This window comes from cyanobacterium endosymbiont of Rhopalodia gibberula (assembly GCF_003574135.1).
GTDB lineage: Bacteria > Cyanobacteriota > Cyanobacteriia > Cyanobacteriales > Microcystaceae > Rippkaea.
Genome location: NZ_AP018341.1, coordinates 1,986,183 through 2,012,683, shown reverse-complemented (window position 1 = coordinate 2,012,683; position 26,501 = coordinate 1,986,183). Strand labels below are relative to the sequence as shown.

The window sequence follows — 26,501 nt, the reverse complement described above, 5'->3', positions numbered from 1 at the left end:
TACAGTTATATTAGTATAATTCATACTTCAGACAAGTGGGGAAGTAAAGCTTCAAATGCTTGGCCTCGATGACTCACTTTACATTTAATATCTGGCGGCATTTGGGCAAAGGTTTGTTTATATTGAGGAACATAAAAAATAGGATCGTAACCAAACCCTTCTGTTCCTCTCGGACTGGTCAGAATTTCTCCACGACAAACACCTTCACTTTGTAAGGCAATCGAACCATCCTGACGAGCGATCGCAATAGCACACACGAATCGCCCCTGACGCTGGTCTGTCTTCCCCAATTCTCTTAATAACCGTTCAATGCGCTCTTCATCTGTTGTACCATATCGAGCTGAATATATTCCTGGGGCACCGTTTAGGGCATCAACTACTAACCCTGAATCATCAGCAATCGCCCACTCTCCTAAGGCTTTAGCTACTTGAGAAGCTTTCAAGCGGGCATTTTCAACAAATGTCGTTCCTGTTTCTTCAATTTCTAAGGTATCTGGCTTTAATTCTAATTTCCAGTCTAACTCAATTAAATAGTTTTGTATCTCTTTAAGTTTTCCTGGATTACTTGTGGCAACAATTAGTTTTTTCATTGAAAATTAACGGATTATTAATAGCTATTTACTCATAACTGTTTACTGAGCTCTAGGGAACTATTATCAATCGATTTTCTTCTTCCAATGCAGAGGTTCATTGCTCTTGCAAGAACTTCTCTTGTCACCAAGAATTACTCTATACTTCTGGTGGTTTATTGAAGTCACAAAACTCTAGTTTTCTTGAGGTTGTTGTCTTCAACACCACCAGGGGCTTTTTTAATAATCCTTAAGAAAAAAGAAAAAAGTAGATCCACAAGCCTATTCATTTTTACGAATTACAGCATAATCTCACCCTAGCTTAGGTTACCATCAGAACAGTTAGCCTAAGTTACATCATATACTCTGTTCACACAGTATATTCCAAGAGAACTGTAGGGTGTACTGCTCTACATCAATACACCAAAAGAACTATTTTCATACGTTACGACACGAAAAATAAAGAAGTTACCCAAACTACTATAGTTTGTGCCCGATGCATCTGCTTAATGTTTTGTTAATAAATAGTCTCTAAGATTAATAGCTGCAATCTAAGCATTCCAATTTTCGGTTTCTCAATGAACTATACGTCCATATAATTCCGTTAAAAATCGTAAATGCTTAGTCAATTCTGGAGTTAGTACATCAGAACAATATCGCCATCCCCAATTACCATCAGCTAAACCAGGGGTATTCATTCTTGCTGTTTCCGTCAAACCGAGTAAATCTTGTAAGGGAAAAATGGCTTGATTAGCGACAGATCCCATAGCTAAGCGAATTAGGCTCCAGTGAATTCCTTGGGGACAAATACCACCCAAATAGTCTGTAATTCTCGCATTTTCTTCGAAACTACGTTCTGCAAACCATCCCACTGTAGTGTTGTTGTCGTGAGTTCCTGTATAAACGACACAGTTATGGTTGGTGTAATTGTAAGGGAGAAAAGGATTAGCACGGTCACTATCAAAAGCAAAATGGAGAAGTTTCATCCCTGGAAGATTGAATTTATCTCGTAATATTTCAACTTCTGGAGTAATGACCCCTAAATCTTCAGCAACAATGGGCAATTCACCCAATTCGTTTTTAAGATACTGAAAAAATTTTTCTCCTGGAGCTTTTAACCATTTCCCCTTCTCAGCTGTGGTTTCTCCTTGGGGAACTGCCCAATAAGCTTCAAAACCTCGGAAATGGTCAATCCTAACAACATCAAGATATTCTAATGTTCTTTTAAACCGTCTAATCCACCATTTAAAGTTGATTTCTTCAAGTTTTTCCCAATTGTAAACCGGATTTCCCCACAATTGCCCCGTAGCACTAAAATAATCTGGGGGAACGCCAGCCATTAACGATGCGGCTTGAGTTTTTTTATCCAAACAGAAAAATTCAACATTAGCCCAAACATCAACGCTGTCGTAAGCGACATAGATGGGAATATCTCCAAAAATCTTAACGTTGCGATCGTTGGCATATTTTTTTACTTTTTGCCATTGACGGAAAAATTCAAACTGAAGGAACTTATGGTAAAAAATTGATTCAGCCAATCTTTTTGTCCAATGCTGTATTGCTTCAGGTTGACGAGTAGCAATATCTTTTTCCCAGTGTCTCCAAGTCTTTCCTGGATGGGCTTCATGGAGAGACATAAAGAGGGCGTAGTTTTCTAACCAATAGGAATGATAATCACAAAAAGTCTCGAAGCTTTGGCGTAGTTCATATGAGGCATTAGTTTTAAAAGCATTACTAGCTTTTTTTAAAAGAGGAAACTTAGTTCTAATGACGAGGTCGTAGTCGACATAATCAATTGGAAAATCTGGAAAAGAAGCCAAATCTTCCTTGTTAACTAACCCATCCCCGTACAAAACATCTGGGCTAATTAATAAGGGATTCCCTGCTAAAGAAGAATAAGATAAGTAAGGGGAGTTGCCGTATCCAGTTGGGCCTAAAGGAAGAACTTGCCAAATAGTTTGACCGGTTTTTTCCAAAAAATCAATGAAACGATAGGATCCCTCTCCCAAGTCACCAATACCAAAGCGACTGGGTAGAGATGTTGGATGTAATAAAATACCATTGGCTCTTTGAGAAAATATCATGAATTGCTCACTTTTTATATCTCACTTAAACAACAGGAACATATCGTCCCACACAATCCAGTTTTTCTTAGAATTTGTACTATTTCTCTTCAAGTTTGCTCTACCTAAGAAGCAAAACAAGAGATTATTATCTTAATAGATAAGAATAGTTTTACTAAACCTGTAATGTAAAACTATCGATGTTAACATTTTGAATATCTTATTTAGGAATAATTCTAGTTTATAAAAATTGCTTATTATCATATTGTTGCTAAACAAAACTAGGTCATATATAGACATAATTTTAACATTTAAACCTTAATAAGATCATAATAATAAAGATTTTTATAATCAAGATCAAAGAAAAATAAAAGAAGATTTTCTTTAAAAAACTTGCAAAATAAAAGTATATAGATCGACTCAAAAAAAGTGATTCTATATCTAAAAGTATTTTCTCTTCAAATACTGAATAGTCGAACAAAAAAAGATTTATGTATCGAATTATATTCACTTATCAATCCTGAAATAAATGCTTCTTATCTAAAAGAACACTTCTCATATAAAGAAAAAAAAATTTTAAATTTAGTTAAAAGCTTAATGCCTTAACTACTAAGATATAAAACATCAATATAACTAAATTATTTATGGTAAAATTAATACTTTTTGGAGTCTTTACAATCGTCATATATTGCTAGTTTATAGATAGCCTACCGCACTGAGCACTTTATGATTATTAATCATATACTTGATAATTTTTAATAGGCATAGTTTATAAAAAAATATAAAAATTTTTAAAAAACTTACTAATATAATCAAAAAAAGTTTATTTTAAAATCATCTATTTTACAGTAATTTGAAATACATCTGATGATTCTAGAGTGACTTTCCAAGAACAGGTGAGTTTACGTTAGTAATTCTCTTTCATCACTCACAAACCCGTTTGAAGATTTCTTGGTGTATTAAAGCCCGATCTACTAAAGATTGAAGGTGATTGCGGTTTAGTGTTTTCCCATTAGCATAGTATTCTAACCACACGCTACTAATAATACTGGAATCATCAGGAAGTTCAGTTAATTTCCATCCAGGTAAATTAATTTCTTCCATCAAACGGCTAACTTTAGGATCATAACTCAGTGCAAAACACCGAGATTCTTCAGCCACTGCCATAATTAAACTATGAAGACGCATTCCAATAGTCATTTCAACTTCACGAAATAGTCCCTTCAATTCTCTAGGATCTTCTAGGTAAATAATCTGATGAGAACCAGGTAATTCTGAAGCAAGTGAATGAGCAATTGATAAGTCTTGGGAGGCTTGGAAAGGAACTAATAATAAACAAACATTAGCAGCTTTTTGAAAATCAATTAACGCTTTAGTCAAAATTTTTAGTCTTTGGGGAGTTAATTGGGGATGTTTCCGTAAATTAACCGCCACTCTAGGGGCAGGGATATCTACTAACCCTGGGATTGATTTCCCTGTCAAAGCCCAAACTGGGTCAGGAGCAATTAAAGGATTTATTTGCCATTGAGATACTAATTTAGCCGAAGCCCCATCTCTCACACTAACAGCCGTACAACCTAAAAGAACTTGGTGGGTTAACCAACGGGTGAAAGGACGTCGTAAGGGGCCAATTCCTTGAGCCCAAGCGATAGTTTTTAAGCCTTGTTGTTGAGCCAAAGCCATCAATACAGCATAATAAATAGGACTTGTCCAACTTGTGACATCTTGCATTAAACTCCCTCCACCCCAAATAAACAAATCAGAAGTTTTTAAAGCTTTTAAGATGGCAAAAACCGAACGATTAGAACAACTTTTAACTCCATAACGTTTATGGGTTTGCCGTGGGTTTGCTGAGAGAACAATAGGCTGCACTTGAGACGGAAGCATCTGCAATAAAGAGACTAATAAGGCTTCATCTCCACCGTTTCCTTGACCATAATAACCACAAATAACCGCTTTTTTCATGTTTTAACGTCAGTGTTTATACCAATTCTATAGGTTTATACTAGAATACGATGGATTAGATAGCTTCTGACAAAACACTTAAAGAATGACTCATACAATTGTCTTACAACCGGATCATCTAATGCGATTGGATTTATCTCCTGTCACTGCCATTGTTGAACCGATTTTGATACAAACAGCACAGCCAAAGGCTTCCCAAAATGGGATTGTCTCCTATGAACAAACTCTAAGTTTTGAAATTAATTATCCTCGTAGTCCCACTGATCCCAGAGAATTATCAGAAATTCCGGAGGTTCGCCTGTGGTTTGTTCGTTTAGACTCAATTTATCCCTGGATACCTTTTATTTTAGATTGGAAAGATGGGGAATTAGCCCGTTATTTCGCTATGTTGGTTCCTCATCAATTTAGCCGGACTGAGGGAATTCAATATAATCCAGAAGCTCTAGAAATTTTTATTATGCACAAATTGTTTACCTTGTCTGATTGGTTAAAATGTAGAAAAATTCCTAGTATCGCTCGTCTTCAGTCGATGGCAAAAATGTTTGGCTATGATCTTGATGAAAAATTTTTTCAATTAATTTCCTGAATTTTCTTTATAGAATCTATTTCGCTGATGGCGAGACATTCTAAAGATTAGCCATCGCTATCACGACTTCTTGAGAAATAAAAGGAATGATCGTTTTATTTTTACTATTCTGTCCTTCCGTAAAAACAACTAATAAATAAGGTTGATATCCAGGAATTTGAATATAAGCTGCATCGTGGCGAACTCTACTAGTCCAACCTGCTTTTGACCATGATTGGGCATTTGGAGGCAACCCTTCCCCTAAAAAACCAATAACTTGGTTTTCTTCCCCCGTCATATTTAAATTTTTCGCGGTCAGATTTCGTTTGAGCAGTTCCATCATTTGTTGTGATCGCTTTGAAGAGACAGCTACCCCGCCAACGATACTATATAACAATTGAGCAACGGCATTGGTCGTCAACATATTACGATTTTCCATCATTTCCCCTACAAATACTCGTTCTCGACCATAGGGACCATCACACCAGGTTTTCTGATTAACATTGATAGCAGCTAATCCTTCCCATCCAAATGATTGAAAATAACGGTTGATAATGTTACGCTGATGTTGCCAAGTGTCAAATGGACTAGCCGGTAACTCCGGTCCACTGGTGGTTCCTGTCAGTACGTCAACGACTAAACTAGTTGCATCATTGCTAGAATCTACTACCATATCCCGAATGGCTCGGTTTAACTCCACTGACTCGGGAATCATTTTACTTTCTAGCCATTCATGAATCGCTACTAAATAAAATAATTTGACGACACTTGCTGGGTAGACGCGTTCAATTCCCCGATAACTGAATCCTCTAACAGAATATTTCCAGAATTCTTCGGCAGAGATTGCGCCTCCTGTATTAGCAATCACCGGAGGATCATAAACAATCCAAGTTAATGCTAATTGATCAGGAGCTAATTGTGGGAACTCGGACCGCGTAACCTCCAAAATTTGGTTGCCGATTTGTTGTAGAACGTCGTCTGAGTTAAAGAAAGCCATTGTAATCACTCTTTATATCTAAAAGGTTCTTTTAGGCTGTTTCAAGATGGGCAATGCCAACTTTAGACTATCTTTTAAAGTTGGCCAAATCCTTTTTTCTTTTTGACCCTTTTCTTTTTTTTCTTTGTATCACCATGACCACGAAACCCTGGAGGTATTTGTTCACCGATGCCCCCAAACATTCTGCTGCCTATTTCAGACATAGCTGGCATTCCTCCTTGTCCCATTTGCTGCATCATACTCCGCATACGTGTAAAATTCTTCACCAGTTCTCCGACTTTGGTTTCAGAATGGCCTGACCCCTTGGCAATACGACGGCGACGACTGGGGGACTTAGCCAATAAATCAGGATTTATTCGTTCTTCAAAAGTCATGGAACTGATAATCACCTCAGTTCGCTTAAGTTCAGTTTCTCCTTTCTCAATATCTATATTATTGAGTTTATTCATCCCTGGAATCATCTTTAAAAGACCTCCTAATGACCCCATATTTTTCATCATGCGCATTTGTTTAAGAAAGTCATTAAAGTCGAATTTAGCCTCAATAATTTTCGACTGCATTTTTTCTACATCTGCAATATCGATTTCTTCTTGGGCTTTTTCAACTAAGGTCAAAACATCCCCCATGTTTAAAATACGGGATGCCATGCGATCAGGATAAAATGGTTGTAGTGCTTCTACCTTTTCCCCAACTCCAATAAATTTAATTGGTTTGTCTGATATTTGACGAATTGATAGAGCTGCTCCTCCACGCGTGTCCCCGTCCATTTTAGTCAGAATTGCGCCGGTAATGCCAATTTGTTCATGAAAAGTTCGGGTTAGGTTAGCCGCTTCTTGACCGGTCATAGCATCTACCACCAGGAGGGTATCATCAGGTTTAGTGGCGTCTTTGATGCGGACTAATTCTACCATCATACTTTCGTCAATTTGCAGTCGTCCGGCAGTGTCGATAATGACAGTATCGAGTCCCATTTCCTTGGCTTTTTCTACCCCTTGACGAGCAATATCAACTGGGTTCGCTTCACTTCCGAGTTCAAAGACAGGAACATTAATTTGTTGTCCAAGGGTAATTAACTGAGTGATAGCTGCCGGACGGTAGATATCGGCAGCCACCATCAAGCAACTACGCTTTTCTTTACGAAGATAAAGAGCAAGTTTAGCGGTAGCGGTGGTTTTCCCTGTTCCTTGCAACCCTGCCATCAAGATGACGGTGGGGGACGTTTCAGTTTTAGCAAGGGAAACATTACTGGTCCCCATCACTTTAACTAATTCGTCATAGACAATTTTTATGAGTTGTTGATTAGGTTTAACCCCAGCAATGACCTCTGCACCGACGGCCGCTTTTCCGACATCTGCGACAAACTTTTTGACGACTTGGAGGTTAACATCTGCTTCTAGTAGAGCACGACGCACTTCTATAAGAGCTTCTTGAATGTTATTTTCAGTGATTTTGTCTTGACCGCGTACTTTTTTCCAAGCGTCTTCTAAATGTTCGGCGAGAGCATCAAACATAGGATGTTGTTTTTGTAAAGTTGATAACTAACTATAAATAGTCAAGGATGGTTTCCATATTTACCTATTGTAGACGGGGTTCAGGCTCTTCATCAATCCTGTAAAGTTCATTTACTGAAAAAATATGACAAATTTATTCGACTTCCTATTAGTTGAAGAATTTTTAATTATTCGCTTTAATAATTTGGCTCTTTTACCAACATCTTCAGTAATTTATTTAGTTGCTGATGATGTTCACTGAATTTGTTGTGTAGGTTCATCGATTAATAATCAAACTGAGTTTAGAACCTCATAAGCTATTTTCTTTGAAATTAAGAGAACACTACTTGAAATTATAGATAATTTCGAGTTCCTACTGGAACGATTTCTGAACAACAACCCGAAATTATATCTATAAATCTATACCATACTCAAAGAACTAGAATAAGAAAAACAAAGAATAAAAACTAGTATTTATACCTTAAACACTTCTTATAAACAAAGACATAGAAAAATTAACATTATAAAATTGCTATAGTCTTACCTTTTCAGAGAGAGTATTGGAAATATTCAACTGCCGTCGACTAATTAAAATATAAACTCAAAAAACTCCAAAAACAAGAGAAAAGTAAAAAAATAGCCAAGGTGGCTAAAGTTTCTATTTATCCCACTATTCAAAAGAAATTAACTGTAATTAATTTTTCAATCAGATTGGGGTGGAATTAAGTTTTTTTGACTTAAGCGACGAATAGGTAAGTTAGCTATAAGGGCGGTAATTCGTTGATCGCTTTCTAAGGCAAACTCCATTTCTTCATGATCAATATCTACATATCGACTTACCACTTCTAGGATGTCTTGACGCATAGATTCAAGTATTTCTGAACTGAGTCCAGCGCGATCATGGGCAATAACTACTTTTAGTCGGCGTTTGGCTTCTTCTCCACTTTTTGGGAGACTTTTCCACGGAAAAAGTTTTTCTAGTTGTTCAAAAATCATAGGTTTAATTTTCATAGAAAGGACTTAACTACCGAAAAAGTGGCGACGAATACGAGTCATTAAGTTATCATGAGCCGCCATCAAATCCAGATAAGGAATCGCTTGACCATCCAAGCGTCGGGCAATATTGTTAAAAGCCATAGCTGGAATAGAAGGAGGTTCTTCTAAGACTAAGGGTTCTCCTCGATTGGTCGAGACAATGATTCGTTCGTCATCGGGAATAATTCCAATGAGAGGAATAACCAAAAGATCGATAATATCTTCAACGCTAATCATCTGATTTAGTTTTATCATTTCTGGTTTAACTCGATTAACTATTAAGTGAATTTTTTCGATCTCCTCACTTTCCAATAACCCAACTATCCGGTCTGCATCCCGAACCGCAGCCATTTCTGGTGTCGTGACGACAATAGCTTCTTTTGCAGGGACTATAGCATTACGAAAACCCATTTCAATTCCGGCTGGACTATCAATCAGAATATAGTCAAAGTGCTCATTAATTTGTCCTACTAGCTGCTTCATCTGATCGGGGCTAATAGCTTCTTTAGTTCGATTTTGGGCGGCTGGTAACAGTACCAGATTAGGTTGACGTTTATCTTTAACTAAGGCTTTCTCGATAGAACATTGTCCTTCTAAAACATCGATTGAGGTATAGACAACTCTCTGTTCGAGTCCAAGTAATAAATCTAAATTCCTTAATCCAAAATCTGCATCAACTAGAGCAACTTTGTGCCCCAAATTGGCTATAGCCAATCCTAAGTTAGCAGTGGTGGTAGTTTTACCAACGCCTCCCTTACCGGAGGTGATTACGATAATACGACTCATAATTTAATTTTAATGTGCAATTTCAATGACCGATGATAATTTAACTTTCATCGATATTATGACGAATTATTAGTTTTTTAGCTCTACTCTTTTCTTTTATGTTTTAGGATATGGGTTTTACTGAAATTTGGGGCTAGCTTCAAACGAATTCCTTCGGAAGTAACATAAGCAACTTCAGGACTGAGAAATTCAGGGGTTCCTGACGGTGCTCTGGCAACCAATTCTGCAATGCGTAGTTGTGTCGGTTGCATTTGTAGTGCCATAATGCAACATTTTGAGTTCCCTTTTGCTCCCGAATGGGCAATTCCTCGCAAACATCCCCAAATTAGAATGTCGCCATCAGCAATGATTTCTCCTCCAGGATTAATATCTCCTTGGATAATAATGCTCCCAGGATGGCGAATAGTGACTCCTGAGCGTACCGTTGTTTTTAGGTAAAGAGGCTCAGCTAAGGGAGATAAAGTCGGTTGTCTTTCAGAAAACAATGATCTTCTAAAAACTTCTTGTTTTACTGAGTAACCTGCAATTGCCGCTGCTACAGCGGTTTGACGGCGACTAGTGTGAATACTACTGAGTTTTAGATTAACATTTTCAATAACCTCACCAATACTTTGTAATTGTCTACTATCGAGTAAACGATTTTGTACTACTAAGTGTACTGACATTCCCGATACCCACGTTCCTTGATGATAGGTTAGACAATGTTTTAGATCCTGGAAGATCTTCGTCCAATCTTTCAGAGGATCTTGTTCCTCTTTAGTTATCTTGGGCAATATCAGTAGGAGTTTTTTCCCTTCACTCTTTAAATGAACTTGAGAATAAACTCCAGAAGAGGAAGAGGATGGTTGGGGGTTTGTCCCTTCTAAGACAATATTTGGCTCGGCGGTCATCGGTTAAAAGAATGAAAAATTTAAGTTTAAGCTTAGCATTAAGCTGTTGAAATGGTTAGGCTAAGCTCTACGATGGAAGGTTGGAGGTCAAATGAGAAAAAAAAATTATCTAGATCTTATTAGGGTTGTTCTAATTGACATTTAAAATGTTTATCTATCTCTTATTTCGTCAGACTAAATAACCTTGAATTTTAGGATTCAAAGAGGGATGATCATCATATTTTAGTTATAAAGGCGATATTCTTGTCTATACACAGTTTGAATTAAGGTGAATCTACTATCTGGTGAAATTTTGCACCGTAAAATGAAGAATTAAAACAGCCACAACATTACTACTGGTTTAATTTTGTTCTTATCCGTAGATATTGGTAAGCTTATTTACGGATAAGAAATTGTCCTGGATGTTGCATGAAATAGGAGATAAGCTGAATTTATTTATTTGATAAATTTATTCTTTATTTTTGATCGTAAGTGATTTGAATTTTTTCTAAAAATTCTAGATATGCTGATTTTAGTATGGGTGAATGTATTTATTTTAAATATAAGGGAGAACGATACAGTAAGACTTAAACTCGCATTAATAACTTCCGTAATTTAAAAGTTCTAACTAGATAATAATCGGCCCACGTATCTAAAGCAATTATCTGATCATTGATAGTGTATTTAACGACTAAAAAAAGGACAGTAGTATTATTTGTTTGTGATCACAATATTTAATAAATCACTATTGATTGCTTACCCAAAAGTATCCAATTAATAATTAAAAGTTAATATTAATTATTTATAGATAATTCATGATCTAGCCTTCTATTTTTTACTAAGAAATTGATATTTTTTTTAGCGTTAAATATGTTTTAAACATCTAGCTAATTTAGATCTATTGTTTACAACAATATTTCTTATTAATTGATATTTAAATTAATTTAATGTTTTATCTTTTATAAGAAACGTATAAAAAATAATCTTTTTATACGTTTCTTATACGTCTTTTCTCAAAAGCTAACTTAAGTTACAACAAAAAATATTATCTGTTTGTAGAGGTATTACCCACGATTTTAAAATTGGTATATATTTTGAATATAAACAAGTATGAAATATTTTAAGTATTAAATATTTTGTATTTTAACAAATTTGAAATAAAGATAGTATTTTGTTACTGTAAGTCAGGAATAATAATAGACATATTATGAATAATTTATTGATATTTCTTTAGTTACATACTTGGCAGCTAAATCTTAATTATTTTCTTAATGTAGACTACTTTTTTTATGCTCTAATTAGTTATACATACATAAATAATACTATAAGTAGATAAGCCGTTAACTAGTACTAAAAAAAATGGAGAATTTCCTTACCAAATAAACATAAATTTTCAATCTAGTTCAATAAAATATTAAACTCAAAGTCTAGAACTATTACCTAAGTAGTAGTCAAGGACAATCTTATTTAATTGAGTAATTGATACAGAACAACTTAATGCTATAAAAAAATTGCTAGAACTAGATAAAGAGACTTTTCTACAAGAAATAAGTACTTGCTTACACAAAAAAAATACTCTATATCTTGAAAACTTATACTAATAGGCTTTCAAGGTATGGAATATTTGACTACATTTAGATAAGTCAAACTTTCAGACCTAGTTTTTATTGATGGAACTGGGTTTTGGCTAACTATTACTCATCACTTTGCTGGAGCAACTACAGGAAAACGAGCTTATGGAAAATGCACTAATAATTGGGGAAAAAATATTACGTTGATTAAATCAATCACTCATCGTCTTTTTACGAAACTACCTTTAAAGTATATACAAATTAAAGAAACTTTTCTCACTTATATAACGCAGGTACTGACACAAAAAATATTGCTATGAACTTGTACTTTATGGATTATTTATAGGCTTTTAAAGCAGTAAAATCAGATAAAATATGGAATCTATAGAAGTAATGGTTGTATTCTATCTTTTTATCTTCTTGATTTAAACCTCATTAAAAACTGTAGAATAAAAATCACTTCATTGATTGATTTAGTAACATGTTAATACATAATTATTTTTTTTATAAACTGCTGTTATTATTAGCTATTCAACTGAAACCAACCATTTAATAATCAAAGAGAACCTCTTAAACAGGAAGCTAAAGAGCTTCCAATAGTAGTTTAAAAGAAGAACCGCGAGTATAAAATAAGAGTAAAGATATTTGCTCTAAAATAAAAAATATTTAAGCAAAGGACAAAAAGCTAAATTAAACTAAGTGTATAAAAACTCACTAATCATATCAAAAATACTTCACTTAAAAATAAATATAAGTTTAGAAACCTTTTTATAACAACCCATACTTGGTATCAAAACTATTGAAATTAGCTAATTAGTTTTAAATAACTTATTTATTGCACTTAAAAATACCTGATTTTTCAGATATTGTATTAGAGAAATTGTTGCCAATTTTAATAAAAGAAAAATTCAATCTCGTCAGTCTAAGATAACCATTTATTTTTACCTATCTACTTATCAAGAAATTTCATGATAAAATCCTCACCCTAAAAAAAATCTACCTCTAAATTAGGAAAAGGTAGATTACTTTACTACTATTTTTACTTAGTTAGAAATCTGAGGAGCAGTAGCAACATTAGTATTGGGGAATATCAGGATCAACTTCTTTACTCCAAGCTGTAATTCCACCTTTAACATTAACTCCTATAATCCCCTTTTCCTTGAGAATTCCTAGCGCCCTAGCTGACCGTCTTCCCGTCTTACAATGAGCAATAACTTTTCTGTTTTGTGATAATCCGCGGATTTTTTCTACTCCTTTTCCATCTTCAATATCTGGCAAAGGAACTAAAGTTGACCCTGGAATTTTGGCTATTTCGTACTCGTTGACATTACGAACATCAATCAAGACAAAAGTACCTGTACCATGATCAATTAATTTTTTTAATTCTTTAACAGTAATTTCAGGAACAGTTGCTTTTTCCTGCGCTTCCACTGCCTGTGCTTGGGGGATTCCACAGAATTGTTCGTAGTCAATAAGTTTATTAATTAGCGGACGTTCAGGGTTAGGTCGTAATATCAACTCACGGAATTTCATATCCCAGGCATTATAAAGCAACAAACGTCCGCTGAGAGTATTTTCCGCTCCTAAAACAATCTTAATAGCTTCAGTGGCTTGGATTGTCCCAATAATGCCACAAAGTACACCTAAAACTCCTCCTTCTGCACAAGAAGGAACCATTCCAGGAGGTGGGGGTTCGGGATATAAGTCACGGTAGTTAGGACCTCCTTGGTAGTTGAAGACCGTTGCTTGTCCTTCAAAACGAAAGATAGACCCATAGATGTTAGGTTTATTAAGTAAAACGCAAGCATCATTAGTTAAATACCGAGTCGGAAAATTATCCGTCCCATCGATAACAATATCATAGGGTTTAAGAATTTCTAGTGCATTTTCTGAAGATAAGTGAGTTTCATATAAATTCACTTGACAGTAGGGGTTAATCTGTAAAATCCGGTCTTTTGCTGATTGAATTTTCGGTTTTCCTACCCAAGATGTTCCATGAATGATTTGACGTTGCAAGTTAGAACTATCGACAATATCAAAGTCAACAATTCCAATACATCCAATTCCTGCGGCCGCTAAGTATAAGAGTAAAGGAGATCCAAGTCCCCCTGTCCCTATACACAGAACACTGGCGGCCTTGAGGCGTTTTTGTCCATCTAGTCCTACTTCTGGAAGAATAATGTGACGAGAGTATCTTTGAAACTCTTCTTTGTCGAGTTCGATTTCTTGTAAATTGGGATTTAGCATAGGCGTCGCCTGACTAATTAAGCGTCACGTTTTAAGCGTCACATTGGTTTCTTGATAGGCGCTCAACCAGATCATTGTAGCAGATTTTTTTCGACTGAATATCTACAATATAGAAAAACATTAGCTTATGCTCCTACTTTTATTAACTTTCATTAACATCTCTTTGCTCAATCATTCAAAAGTCAATTTTTTTCCTAGTCTAAAATCAGCGATTGTTTTAATAGCTATTTAATCTTTAATAAATTTAAAATCACTTATGCTCAGCAAAGAAAAAAAATTAACTTTCCATACAAAATTTTTCTATGGAATTGGAGAATTAAGTGGAGCTCTTCCTAGTAATATTTTGATTTTCTTCTTTCTATTCTTCTTAACAAATGTAGCTGGTTTAAGTCCAGGTTTGGCGGGATTGATGATGTTGGTAGGTAAAGTATGGGATGGGATTAATGATCCAGTTATTGGTTGGTTGAGCGATCATACTTGTTCTCGTTGGGGGAGACGCTATCCTTGGATGTTATTTGGATCAGTTCCTTTAGGAATAACTTCTATTTTATTGTGGGTGGTTCCTCCTACTACTAATCAGATACTTTTATTTGTTTATTATGGAGTGGTTTCTTTTTTATTTTATGTATCTTTTACAGCAGTTCTTTTACCTTACGGAACTTTATCTGCTGAGTTAACACAAGAGTATGATGAACGTACAAGTTTAATTAGTTTTCGCTCAGCTTTTAGTATTGGTGGTAGTATTTTCTCTCTAGTTTTAGCACAAATAATTTTTACAAAAATCTATAATATAAAACAACAGTATTTGTTAATAGGATTAATTTGTGGATTGCTGGCAATGCTGATGATATACATCAGTGTTTGGGGAACTTATCATCGTTACCATCAAGTTCAACAAAAACATCTAAAAAGCAACAAAACTTCTCCCCTATCTTTTAAAAAAGAATTGTACTTGGCATTTAATAATCGTCCTTTTCTATATGTCATGGGAATTTATCTTTGTTCTTGGTTGGGTATTCAAATCATTGCATCAACTCTTCCTTTTTTTGTAATTAATTGTATGAAATTACAAGAAACTCATGTCACCCAAATGGCTATCACAGTTCAAAGCACAGCATTATTTGTACTAATTTTATTAAATTTTATGAGTAAGAAAATTGAAAAAAAGTATATATATTTATATGGTATACAGTCTATAATTATTGCAGGATTAGGACTATTTTTTCTACAATCAGGACAAGTAGTATTACTGTACATTCTTGCTTTTATGGCTGGTATCGGAATTGCAACTGCTTATATTGTTCCTTGGTCAATGTTGCCTGATGTTATAGATTTAGATGAATTAAATACTGGAGAAAGACGAGAGGGTATTTTTTTTGGAGTGGTAGTACAGTTGCAAAAAATAGGAGTTGCTTTAGCCTTGTTTTTTGTCGGTCAAATCTTAGATTGGTCAGGGTATATTCCTTCCGGTGAAGGAGTACAAACTGAATCAGCTCTATGGGCAATTCGGATTATTATCGGCCCTATTTCCACAGGGATTTTACTCATAGGATTAATTTTAGCCTATTTTTATCCAATTACTCGACAAGTTCACCAGGAAATATTACTTAAACTCAGTTCTCATTATACCCATTTTAAATAATCTTAAAAAGATACTTAAAACTAAGCTACTTTGAATTTTAATAATTTTAAAAAAATAAAGAAATTAACTGACATCAACTTACGTACTAATGCAGTAAAAGATAATATCTACTGTCGTTAAATAATTTAGAGTTGACTTAGTTTAAATGGACAATATCTCAATTGGAATCAATTCTTATAATTTTTATATCTTCAGGTTGGAAATTTTTTGTATTATCTAATTGCCAACTTGTAACCCCATTAACTTGATTTGAGGTAATTGAAACAATAATATATGAATATTCAGCCCAAGCGACTGCCCGATCTAATTCTGAGGGAACGGCTATATGATCAGGATGAGAATGGTAAATACCAATAATCTGTAATTGGCGATCACGGGCTTCTTTTTGTATTTTTACAAGTATTGACGGAGCAATACTGAAACGGTTGTGTTTACTTAAATATTTTTCATGATTATTAGTGATATTGGGTAATATTTTATTTTCTTCTAGACTCCAATTATTTTTTGTTGGAAAAACTTCAATTACATGTTTTTGATTATCCTTGATAACACCAAGAAGCAAACCACAACATTCTTCTGGATAAATTATAAAGGCGTGGTTATAAATCTGATTTAGGTGCTTTAAAGTAATAAAAATCACAACGTTAAGTTTGAAGTTTAATTAAAATCATTGTAGTGTAAATCAAAAAAAATTACAGTCTTTACTTCTGAACTAATTATTGGTTAATTATTTAACTTTACATACCTCACCTAACTTTAATTATCAACGGAGAGATCAAGTTATCGAAAATTTTGGTATGGTTACAATTAGTGAGTCTTTATAACTATCAGTTAGGAGTACAGGAGCATGATTTCGGAGGTAATGAAAATTCATGGATAGTAATGACTGGATGAAACAATTATTGTTGGTAGGAATCGGCACAACCTCACTAGTTGCTGAAAAAATCAAAGAAGTGAGTGATCAGTGGGTTAAAGATGGCAGAATCGATTCGGAAGAAGCTCAAGGATTTGTTGAGGATATAATGCAACAGATTAGAGCAGGACAAGGTAACTTTGAAAGTACGATGGAACGTCAACTGCGAAACATGCTACAGAATTTAGGCGTTCCTCGTCAGTCTGAAATGGATGAATTGCGTGGGCGTATTGATCGTTTAGAACGTCAGATTAGAGATTTAGAAAACAAAATGTGGCGTTAAGTAAGGCAAGTAAAGTTTAACAAAAGAATTATACTGGAGATTTATATTGGTTTTAGGGTTATTGCCGTTTTCAGCTTATTGTTGTCGGGAGGATCTTTGTTTAACACGCCAAAGAAAATACAGGCAATCACTGAAGGTAAGCTTTCAATGATTGTCTCTTTAACGAGTAGAGAATTTTTACAAATAGCCCTAAACACTTTAATTAAGGGAATTAACGAAATGGAGCTAGACAATGCTGTTGAAACTGATTCTGGACTTCAATACGTAAAAATTAAAGAAGGGATAAGAGATTTTAGAAGTAAAGGACAGACAGTAAGGGAACATCAGACAGAAACCTTAGAGAATAGGAAAAATTTGATAATTCCTGTGATCGTGTCCAACCATTCTTCTTCAAAATTGCTGTGGTACAAGTGATTTAAGTATAGGACGGAGGAGTAATAAGTACAAAAGTAGAGAGCCGCCGTACTCTAATTCCAGTGGAATTAGAGTACGACCTTAGTTTTTAATTTAGGATTGTTGGGGAGAAAATTAGCTTTTCCTATTTAGATAGACATTTAAAACGACTTAAATTGTTACTCAATCTTTTCAAAGTTGAAGAGAAGTCCAGGTAACTTCCCTTTCTTGTTCTGTAATCTGGATAGGACAGAAAATTTCTCCGAATCTATTAAAAATGTATTTCTCTATCATTGATATTTTGTACATAAGTCTTACGATAAGATTTCGACGTTGAACAACCATATTGTTAAAGCTACAATCCTCTCTTTAGCTTAAGATTGTGTAAATTCTCCGCGACGTTACATCTGCCCGTTAAATGCGAGAAAAATATTACAATTCTAATCAACTCCTATGTACTAAAAGCGATGACAAAAAACTGTCTCAACCCTTTATAAGGAAGCTGAGCTTTTGTTTTGAGTGTGGCATATTTTTTAGAGTCTCGTTGAGATCAAAGAGAACGTAGATTTTGATTAGAAGATATAGTCATTAGAGGGCTCTAGTGATAGTTGTTGCTGTTCAGTCTAGTCATTTGCGATATACTGAGTAGTTGGTAGTGCCGATGTAGCTCAGTGGTAGAGCATTCGATTCGTAATCGAACGGTCGGCGGTTCAAGTCCGCTCATCGGCTTTAAGAGAAAATAAAGACTTTACTAGTTTGTTGCCATGAAATTGAGAGCCGAGTAGAGAAATCAAGAGATGAGATCTTTTTTAATCAAATAGAGATAGAAATTAAGGTTGTAGGAGTAAAAATTAGTGACTAAACGATCCTTCAGTCAATAGCTAGATTAGAATCATAGGCAAATTTTTCATCATGGAAAGTTAGTTTATTTCTTTGAGATGGAGTTCTCTCGTTCACAGTATCCTCAAAATTCTTGTTAAATCTCTTTAGAAGAGATAATGGAAAAGCAAAATTTTCTACAATGAGCTCTACAAGGTGATCCTAACGCTAGTTAAAATTATAAAATCTTAATTTGAAAATTATAGTGCTACTTTAGGCTGTTGTCATTTTCAAATTTAATTTTTAAAACAGACTATTTGGTTAAGATTATATTTATGTGATGTTCGTTCAGGGTTTATTGGAGGGGCGTTAGATTATATTTTAATGAGATCCATGTAGAAGTATTTTGCGATAGTCAAATTCTATTATCCCTCACAGATAATCTTATTCCTTAGAAATATGTTATTAAAACTATTGGGGCAAGAAATTTTAGTTTATTTATTTACTCAAGTGATAAGAAAGGATTAAAATTATATACTTGGTTGTTTACCTATAACTTCGGTCATGTTTATGTACAACGCAATGGTCACTAATCGATTTTAGCTCGTGATGAAAGAGGACAGAATAGCATCTCTTTGACTAGTCTTAAGTCTTTATTGACCCTTATAACAAACAAGCTCATTCAACACTATAGCCTATTACAAACCATCTCAAAACACAGACTTTATACAATTCTCTTTGAGAATGTATGCTGTTTATTCAGCAATTCCTTAAATTTGTTTTTTACAAAAACCAAAAGTTGATAAAAAACAATAATTTTATAAAGAATGGAACAGAAAACTCAAAAATATAATTATCTCTCAAAGAGATTAACAATAATTGAGACTGAGACCGTATGAGAGTAGAAATGAAGTATCATTTATTTTGTATGCAATGAGTAATTATCAAAAACAATTACTGTATTTATTTTTATTTTTTTTGTGGTATTTTTAGTTTTGCTTACTTTTTTATTTATATATTTGATTTTTTTACTTTGACTCTGTTAAACTACTTCAGTTTTATAGCTTTTATACAAATACCAATTATTATTGTTTATAGAACATAAGTTTTAAAGGCAAGTATTTCGGACTATACAATTATTTTTTTGTTAAAAACACAGCATTTTTTTATTTATTTTTATTTTCAATAATTTCTTGATTTTTACAGATTATTTTAATAGTTAATTTTAACTTTTATCTCTTCTTTAATTACTATTTTGAATATTTATTTATTTAGTGAAGATGATGATACTTAAATTATATAAAAATTTATCTAGTATATAAATTATATGAAAAGGCTATTGCTTCTGCGACATAAGTTGTTCAGTTGATTAGCAAAAAAATATTGGCTCCGTTTTTCTACCCTGTAGAGTTTCAAACATTTTTTCTAAAATTAGAGAACCTTATATAAGATTTTTGATAGAGAAGTTAAAGTGAACTAAATTGGATTAGTGTCCATTGGACGCAATGAAAGAGAAAAGCTCTGTCGGTGCTTAGAATCAGCGGTTAATTAGATAGATTTTTTAGCTTATGTTAATTCAGTATCAACTGAATGGTAGTGTAAAATTAGCGCGATTACTAGGAGTTGAAGTAGTTGAATTAGATTTATTATGTCTCCTTTACTGCCGCCCGTGCTAAAAAAATCATGGTTTAATCGCTGCCCTGCAGAAATTAATACAAATTGAACAAGTGTTAAATTTGTAGATAGAAACTGTGAAGTTGTTGACAGCTGGCTAAACTCGGTATAAAAAAACTGGGACAACAAGAGCAAGTAGTTGTAGTTTGCGTCCGCCGAGGAGAACGCTATCCTGAGCAGTTTATGCGATATTGAATGAGATATTCCTGTAGGAGAGACCAAGGACTGTAGAAGAGATTCTAATGATGCGAGTTAAAGCATTTCAATACGTAAAAGCTTTTAACTTGTCAATGATTGCTGGAGAAGAATCTGAGTTATGTATGAGACGATGACAACAGAGATGGAAAATTCTTTGTATTGAGGGGGAAATGACCTTACACAATGCTCAAATGACTAAGTTTGGTCAATGATGGAAACGGAGTATTTGCACTAGTCACCCCTACGGAAAAGGGGCTTGGTTACAGGGAAAACTACTGAAAATCATTCTTGTTAAAGAAAGTCACAGTATTTGGTTTTGAGGAATAACTTTGCCCGTGATAGCTTTGGTATTAGCTCCTATAATGACTAACTTGAGTTTACTTCTATTTGGTGGTTATCCTGTCCTAGCTTATCGGATTTATCGTTGTTAACAACAAGAGCGATTGAGTTCTAAACAAGCATGGCTTTATAGTATTTTGCCTTTTATGGGAGTTTGCCAATGTTCAAGGTCAGATGGCTTTTTACAAAAGTTGTTTGTTATGAAAAAAGACAGCATTAATTGAATATAAAATAGCTACTTCGAGTATTTTCCCTCTATTTTAGATATGGAGTAGATAGTCTCCATAACAGATTTTGTACTTATAAGTTCTCTGAAACAAAGAATTCTCGATATCTTTGTGTCGCTAACATTAGTATTTTTTTCTCGGTATTAAGTTATTTAGTAGGTTTTCTATTTTGTAGCATACATAACTTTTGGTTTTTAACCATCTCAAAATTGCAGCATCGCACTTTATGATTCTAAAAAACTACATATTTTAATTACTTTTTCTAAAAAAAATAGAGTTAAGTTGCACAAAATTTCAAACTTAATTTATATGTTTAAATCCGATTATATACAGATAAAACAAACTTTCTAGTTTAAGATAAATATAGTTAATATTCTTAATATTGTTGTTTATATTTTCTCTATGTCAGAGTTTTTAGAAAATTTTGATATTTTTGGAGGATTTATCGTTACACCTAAATATGGATCATTTAATAAAATTACGCACGAATCCCGAACTAAAATAGGCTTATCGACAGTCTAATTAACGAGTGTGCGACAGCAAAATTGTTCAATATGCCTCTAAACTTTGGGGAACTCCTCTTGTAGAAAAATTTTCCGGCTCGGACTTATTTCCTACTTTTTAGAAAAAAATAGAGATAATTCAAGTATTAAGATATTTCTACTAGGGTCTAAAAAAGGAATTGCCCGACAAGCCCAAAATGAAATCAATCAAAAACTAGAGCGTGAGATTATTATTTAATTGTTATTCTCCCAGGTTTGGTTTTGAGAAAGGTGATAGAGCATACAAAAATTTCCTAGAAAAAATTCGTACCTCAGGAGCAACATTTCTGGCTGTCAGTTTAGGAGCTCCTAAACAAGAAAAGTGGAGCGGTAAATACAAAAAATAACTATCCAATGTTAGAGTCTTTCTGGTAATTGGAGCAACTATTGACTTTGAAGCGGGTTGTAAAAGTCGCTCACTAAAATGGATCAGTGAGGTAGGACTAGAATGGTTATACAGTCTCCTCTCTGAACCTAAACATCCTTTCTTTTAGTTAAATTTTAAACAAAAACCACGATCAACTGAAAAAGCTTCTTTTTACGAGATTTTTAGAAGTATTCTAACCTAAACTTTTGAGTCTCGAAATAACCAACTTATTAGATAAAAACAGAGCAGGGTTGGCAGTGCCAACCCCTATTATTAGTCTAATCCACAAAATGATCAATAATTGCCTGAGCAAACTCCGAACATTTTAAAGGAGAATCAACAGGAGGTTCCATTAACCTTGCTAAATCATAAGTCACTTCGCGGTTAACGATCGCGTTTCCAATGCCTTTTTTAATCAAATTTGCCGCTTCTTGCCATCCTAGATACTCTAACATCATTACTCCAGATAAAATTACTGAACCAGGATTAATTCTATCTAAACCTGCATGTTTGGGTGCGGTTCCGTGAGTAGCTTCAAAAATAGCACAAGTATCCCCAATATTAGCACCAGGACCCATTCCTAAACCACCAACCACAGCAGCAGCAGCGTCAGAGAGATAGTCTCCGTTCAGGTTCATAGTTGCAAGAATAGAATATTCATCGGGACGGGTTTGAATTTGTTGGAAAATACTGTCAGCAATACGGTCGTTGACCATGATTTTATTCTTCCATTTTCCATCCCCGTGACTATCCCAAATTGACTGTAAAATCGATCTAACTTCAGCACATACTTCTTGTTTCTTTGCAGAGGTCAAAGAATCGTAACCGGGTTCGACTTTGCGCGCATTATCTTCAATCCTAATACTAGGATTACCTTCTTTATTACCTAAAATCCATGATTCCCGTTCTGTAACGCAGACATCTCGAAATTCTGTCGTAGCTAGTTCATAACCCCAGTCGCGGAAAGCTCCCTCGGTGTACTTCATTATATTCCCTTTATGGACTAAGGTAACCATTTGTTTGTTTTTTGGGAGACGTAATGCGTGTTCCATAGCACGGCGAACTAGTCTTTGGGAACCCGTTTTACTAATAGGTTTAATCCCAATCCCCGCGTCAAGGGGAATACGTTTTTGTCCATGTTCAGGGGTTATAGCAATTAACTCATCATTGAGATATTTAATCAAATTTTGAGCAATTTCTGTGCCCTCACGCCATTCAATTCCTAAATAAATATCTTCGGTATTTTCTCTATAAACAATAACATCGAGTTTTTCAGGCGACTTATGGGGAGAAGGAGTCCCATGATAGTAACGACAGGGACGAACGCAAGCATAGAGGGTAAAAATTTGCCGTAATGCAACGTTAAGCGAACGAATCCCCCCACCGATGGGAGTAGTTAAGGGTCCTTTGATAGCGATACCATATTCTCCAATAGCTTTAAGAGTATCATCGGGTAAGTATTGATAGGTTCCATACAGGTCACACGCTTCATCTCCTGCATAGACTTTAAACCAGTTAACTTGGCGTTTGTCTCCATACGCAGTGGCGACCGCAGCATCGATTACCTTTTTAGTAGCTGGCCAAATGTCTACACCTATTCCATCACCTCGAATGAAGGGAATGATGGGATCATCAGGAACAATAGGTTTACCGTCTTCATAAGTAATTTTAGAACCGGTGGTTGGAGATATTAGTTTCTCGTACATAGAATTGTTTTATGCTTAATGTCGTCTTTTAATTACACTCCTCTAACGAATCAATTCGTTCATCTCTTAAGGAAATCTATGTAAGTTAGAGAGAGGAATTGCTCTTTTAAAAACTAATATGTTAGGATGAGAGTCTGCGCGGACGTATAGCTCAGCTGGTTAGAGTACATCGTTGACATCGATGGGGTCACTGGTTCGATTCCAGTTACGTCCATATTTAATAAGAAGAACTCGTCTAAAAAAAATATTAAATTCCCTGCAGGAATGGCACATTTTGGACAAGAGTCAATGGTACTGTATGAAAAAGCGTGTTAAGTTAACATGTACTGTGTTGCTTATGCTAGATCATAAATTTGAACTTCTGCAAACCATATATTAGGCTAAAAAGATTTAGACTATTAAAATGTAGTCCCACTAACGGCATACTGAAAAACAATGGAATGGGATCGGCGGACTTTTCTAAAGACCTTGCTCATCTGGGGAATTAGTCAAGCAGGGCTTGAATGGTTCTCTAGACAACCAAAAATTAAACGTTACTATCAAACCTTAGCTACGCCAACCCCCCGTAAACTGGCATTGTTGGTAGGTATTGATGACTATAGTAGTCATTACAAGTTGAAAGGATGTGTTACCGATGTTGAGCGACAAAGAGAATTACTAATTTATCGCTTTGGATTTGCCCGTAAAGATATCTTGACCTTAACGGAACAGCAGGGAACTCGTGAAAGAATAGAACAGGCTTTCACCGAACATCTGATTCAACAGGCGAAAGCAGGCGATGTTGTACTGTTTCACTTCAGTGGCTATGGCAATTATGTCAAAGAAAATCTTCATGATGGTTCCCCTCTCTCGTCAACGCGAAAACGGGGTCTAGTTCCCAAAGATGGAATTTTCCTAACTAAAGGTACTCCTACAACCAACGATATTCTTGAAGAAACTCTCCTACTGTTAGGTCAGTCTTTAGCTACTGATAAACTGACCATGGTCTTGGACACCAGTCATCAGTATTTAGGAAGAGAACTCGAAGGAAATCTACAAGGACGTTCCTTTCCTTATGAGGCTCAACAAGCTAGTCCAGGAGAAATGACATTTCAAACTCAATTAAAAGAAATACTCAAAGCTAAAAACGTTCAAGCTAAACCATCGCAAATAGTTGGCACTCTGCTAAGGGCTGCTCAACACCAGCAAGTAGCCACCGAAATCATGAGCAATGGCTTTAGTACTGGTTTATTCACCTATCTCTTAACCCAATGTCTCTGGCAGGCAGTCCCCACCAGTAAAACTATAGTTTTTCTGGAAAATTCCAGCGAACACATGTTTCCCATCAGGGGACAACAACAACAACCTCAACTCCAAGCAAACCAAAAACAGTCTCTTTTTACCTACTACCTACTTCCAGTCACCCCCCAGGGAGCTGAGGGAGTGATTATACAAGTAGAAGAAAGAACTACCGCCACCATTAAACTAACTGGACTGCCCCTATCGGCTATGCAACATTACGGACTTAATTCTTGCTTTAAGGTGGTTGGCTCCCAATCTTTACATCCCATTATCGTACAATTATACTCTCTTGAAGGACTAACTGGTAAGGTTCGACTGCTTCAGATACCACAAGACCAAACTGATATATATCCCTTACAAAAGGGGCAATTACTTCAAGAAACCTTGCGTGTGATTCCCAAAACTCTAGGACTTAATGTTGCCCTCGATAAAAACTTAGAGAGAATTGAACGGGTCGATGCGACGAGTGCTTTTGCCTCTGTAAAAATTGTCTCATCAGTCATTACTGCAGGAGAGTCAGGAGCTGACTGCGTCTTGGGACGACAACAAAAGACATTAATTTTTGATGAGGGAGATTCGTCTGAATTAGAAACAAAGGGAGGCTATGGACTCTTTTTACAAGGAGGTATTCCCGTTCCTAATACCTTCGGTCAATCGGGAGAAGCCATTAAATCAGCTGTCGAGAGGCTTCAACCCGCCTTAAAAAAACTTTTGGCTATCAAGTGGTGGAGGCTTACTCTTAATGAAGGTTCTTCTGGATTGGGGCTAGGGGTAACACTAAAAAATCTTGATCAAGATCCTTCCCTAGTGCTACAACGACAAACTCTACGCAAACTACCATCGGTTAAAACATCTTCAGATCTAACTCAGGCTAATTTCTTGCCGTCGACAAATTTTCCTCCCGATTCCCTACAACTCCAGCATTTACCTCAACTACCCCAAGGAAGTCGTTTCCAATGTCGATTAGAAAATCGAGGTGATTGTCCTATCTATTACCTAATTTTAGGAGTAGATGCCAGTGGACAAACCACCGCCTACTTACCTCCCCAACAAAAAAATCAAACCCAACAGACAGCCCACCTATCCCCAGGAGAAACCAGGCTTGTCCCTTTTTCTTCGCGAGGACTTAACTGGACACTAGCCAGTAGTCAGGGATGGGGTCAAATGATGATTGTCGGGTCTAAATTCCCTTTTACGAAAACTTTAGAAACCTTAGCAGAGTTTTCAGGATTTAAACTTGATCAAGGGCAAATATTTACTCTAGAGGAGCCTCTCAAGATCACACAATCACTCTTAGGAGACTTAAATACTCCTAGAGCTTTTTCAAACGAGTCAGGAGGAACATTCGCTGATAGCTATGCTCTTGATAGCAGTGCCTGGGCCACTCTAAGTATTGTATATCAGGTTGTTTAGAAGATGACTTAAATTGAGATAAAAGAGTCGATTAAACTCACATGTATTGTTTTTTGAGCTTTAGCTCTTAACGTTTTCCTCCAATTGTTTAGATTGAAATTGAATTGGATATAGGAGTTTACGTTGAAATTTACTAAATATAGAGTCAAGATAAGAAACTCGTTGTTGTATGGAAAACTAGAAAGCACGACTCTCTATGTAAATTAGCCATATGAATCATTTGCCTCAAATGACAAAACCTCGAGTTTAACACATTACCCAGATTCCCAATATTTTGGAAAATAATCGCCGTTATATCATCGATTTTAGAGGCTCGTTAGACCAAGAAAAAGAAAGATAAGAGGAATGTCTCCTGTGAATTGATAGTTCCTAAGAACTTGTCAAGGCTATGAATATTATCTATTCTTATACAGGTCCTGAAGCTGTTATCCGTACTTTGCTACGATAGGATAAAAAAGTAAACTAGCCTTATATTCTGCTTTTTTAGAAACCCTATTATAGTCTTAAGCGTTAGCGGTTATTATTTCAGATAATCGATAATTTTGTA

The 26,501-nt window shown here is 35.2% G+C and carries 16 protein-coding genes, 2 tRNA genes and 1 pseudogene; 8 read left to right on the top strand and 11 right to left on the bottom strand.

Features of this window, described 5'->3' with window-relative positions; all coding sequences use genetic code 11:
• Positions 1-20 precede the first annotated feature (20 nt).
• The 3 genes from rdgB to csaB form a co-directional block, all read right to left on the bottom strand.
• Complete coding sequence (gene rdgB, locus RGRSB_RS06420) at positions 21-590, bottom strand: RdgB/HAM1 family non-canonical purine NTP pyrophosphatase (protein ID WP_119260336.1); 570 nt, start codon at positions 588-590, stop codon at positions 21-23.
• 554 nt (positions 591-1,144) lie between these two features.
• Positions 1,145-2,653, bottom strand: a complete 1,509-nt coding sequence (gene malQ, locus RGRSB_RS06415) for a 4-alpha-glucanotransferase (RefSeq protein ID WP_119260335.1) — start codon at positions 2,651-2,653, stop codon at positions 1,145-1,147.
• Positions 2,654-3,556: 903 nt separating this feature from the next.
• Complete coding sequence (gene csaB, locus RGRSB_RS06410; protein WP_119260334.1) at positions 3,557-4,597, bottom strand: polysaccharide pyruvyl transferase CsaB; 1,041 nt, start codon at positions 4,595-4,597, stop codon at positions 3,557-3,559.
• A gap of 85 nt (positions 4,598-4,682) precedes the next feature.
• Between csaB and RGRSB_RS06405 the strand changes: the two genes are divergently transcribed.
• On the top strand, positions 4,683-5,183 hold the full coding sequence (locus RGRSB_RS06405; RefSeq protein WP_119260333.1) for a CRR6 family NdhI maturation factor: 501 nt from the start codon (positions 4,683-4,685) through the stop codon (positions 5,181-5,183).
• A gap of 40 nt (positions 5,184-5,223) precedes the next feature.
• On the opposite strand, the gene RGRSB_RS06400 is transcribed toward RGRSB_RS06405, so the two are convergent.
• From RGRSB_RS06400 to moeB, 6 genes are all read right to left on the bottom strand, one after another.
• Positions 5,224-6,159, bottom strand: coding sequence for a serine hydrolase (locus RGRSB_RS06400; protein ID WP_119260332.1), 936 nt, complete (start codon positions 6,157-6,159; stop codon positions 5,224-5,226).
• A 74-nt stretch (positions 6,160-6,233) separates the two neighbouring features.
• Positions 6,234-7,670 (bottom strand): signal recognition particle protein, encoded by a 1,437-nt coding sequence (ffh, locus tag RGRSB_RS06395; protein WP_119260331.1) that lies wholly within the window; start codon positions 7,668-7,670, stop codon positions 6,234-6,236.
• Positions 7,671-8,351: 681 nt separating this feature from the next.
• On the bottom strand, positions 8,352-8,645 hold the full coding sequence (minE, locus tag RGRSB_RS06390) for a cell division topological specificity factor MinE (protein WP_119260989.1): 294 nt from the start codon (positions 8,643-8,645) through the stop codon (positions 8,352-8,354).
• A 24-nt stretch (positions 8,646-8,669) separates the two neighbouring features.
• Positions 8,670-9,470: a septum site-determining protein MinD gene (gene minD / locus RGRSB_RS06385; protein ID WP_119260330.1), complete on the bottom strand. Its 801-nt coding sequence runs from the start codon at positions 9,468-9,470 to the stop codon at positions 8,670-8,672.
• Positions 9,471-9,553: 83 nt separating this feature from the next.
• Positions 9,554-10,360: a septum site-determining protein MinC gene (minC, locus tag RGRSB_RS06380; RefSeq protein WP_119260329.1), complete on the bottom strand. Its 807-nt coding sequence runs from the start codon at positions 10,358-10,360 to the stop codon at positions 9,554-9,556.
• Between the two features lie 2,624 nt (positions 10,361-12,984).
• Positions 12,985-14,157, bottom strand: coding sequence for a molybdopterin-synthase adenylyltransferase MoeB (gene moeB, locus RGRSB_RS06375; RefSeq protein WP_119260328.1), 1,173 nt, complete (start codon positions 14,155-14,157; stop codon positions 12,985-12,987).
• Positions 14,158-14,413: 256 nt separating this feature from the next.
• Between moeB and RGRSB_RS06370 the strand changes: the two genes are divergently transcribed.
• Positions 14,414-15,799: an MFS transporter gene (locus RGRSB_RS06370; RefSeq protein ID WP_119260327.1), complete on the top strand. Its 1,386-nt coding sequence runs from the start codon at positions 14,414-14,416 to the stop codon at positions 15,797-15,799.
• 157 nt (positions 15,800-15,956) lie between these two features.
• Here RGRSB_RS06370 and RGRSB_RS06365 read toward each other — a convergent pair whose 3' ends face one another.
• Entirely contained in the window at positions 15,957-16,439 is a 483-nt protein-coding gene (locus RGRSB_RS06365) for a M67 family metallopeptidase (RefSeq protein WP_119260326.1), read from the bottom strand.
• A gap of 232 nt (positions 16,440-16,671) precedes the next feature.
• Between RGRSB_RS06365 and RGRSB_RS06360 the strand changes: the two genes are divergently transcribed.
• The 4 genes and pseudogenes from RGRSB_RS06360 (at position 16,672) to RGRSB_RS10585 (ending at position 21,681) form a co-directional block, all read left to right on the top strand.
• Positions 16,672-16,995: a phasin family protein gene (locus tag RGRSB_RS06360; RefSeq protein WP_119260325.1), complete on the top strand. Its 324-nt coding sequence runs from the start codon at positions 16,672-16,674 to the stop codon at positions 16,993-16,995.
• Between the two features lie 96 nt (positions 16,996-17,091).
• Complete coding sequence (locus RGRSB_RS06355; RefSeq protein WP_119260324.1) at positions 17,092-17,409, top strand: hypothetical protein; 318 nt, start codon at positions 17,092-17,094, stop codon at positions 17,407-17,409.
• A gap of 636 nt (positions 17,410-18,045) precedes the next feature.
• Positions 18,046-18,117, top strand: a tRNA-Thr gene (locus RGRSB_RS06350).
• 3,252 nt (positions 18,118-21,369) lie between these two features.
• Positions 21,370-21,681 (top strand): annotated as a pseudogene (locus tag RGRSB_RS10585) (WecB/TagA/CpsF family glycosyltransferase).
• A gap of 151 nt (positions 21,682-21,832) precedes the next feature.
• On the opposite strand, the gene RGRSB_RS06340 reads toward RGRSB_RS10585, so the two are convergent.
• A complete protein-coding gene (locus RGRSB_RS06340; protein WP_119260323.1) occupies positions 21,833-23,260 on the bottom strand; it encodes an NADP-dependent isocitrate dehydrogenase in 1,428 nt (475 codons plus the stop codon).
• Positions 23,261-23,400: 140 nt separating this feature from the next.
• On the opposite strand from RGRSB_RS06340, the gene RGRSB_RS06335 reads away from it, so the two are divergent.
• Together RGRSB_RS06335 and RGRSB_RS06330 are read left to right on the top strand one after the other, a co-directional pair.
• A tRNA-Val gene (locus tag RGRSB_RS06335) sits at positions 23,401-23,474 on the top strand.
• Positions 23,475-23,695: 221 nt separating this feature from the next.
• The gene (locus RGRSB_RS06330) at positions 23,696-25,954 is read left to right on the top strand and encodes a caspase family protein (protein WP_119260322.1); all 2,259 of its coding nucleotides are present in this window, start codon (positions 23,696-23,698) and stop codon (positions 25,952-25,954) included.
• Positions 25,955-26,501 lie beyond the last annotated feature (547 nt).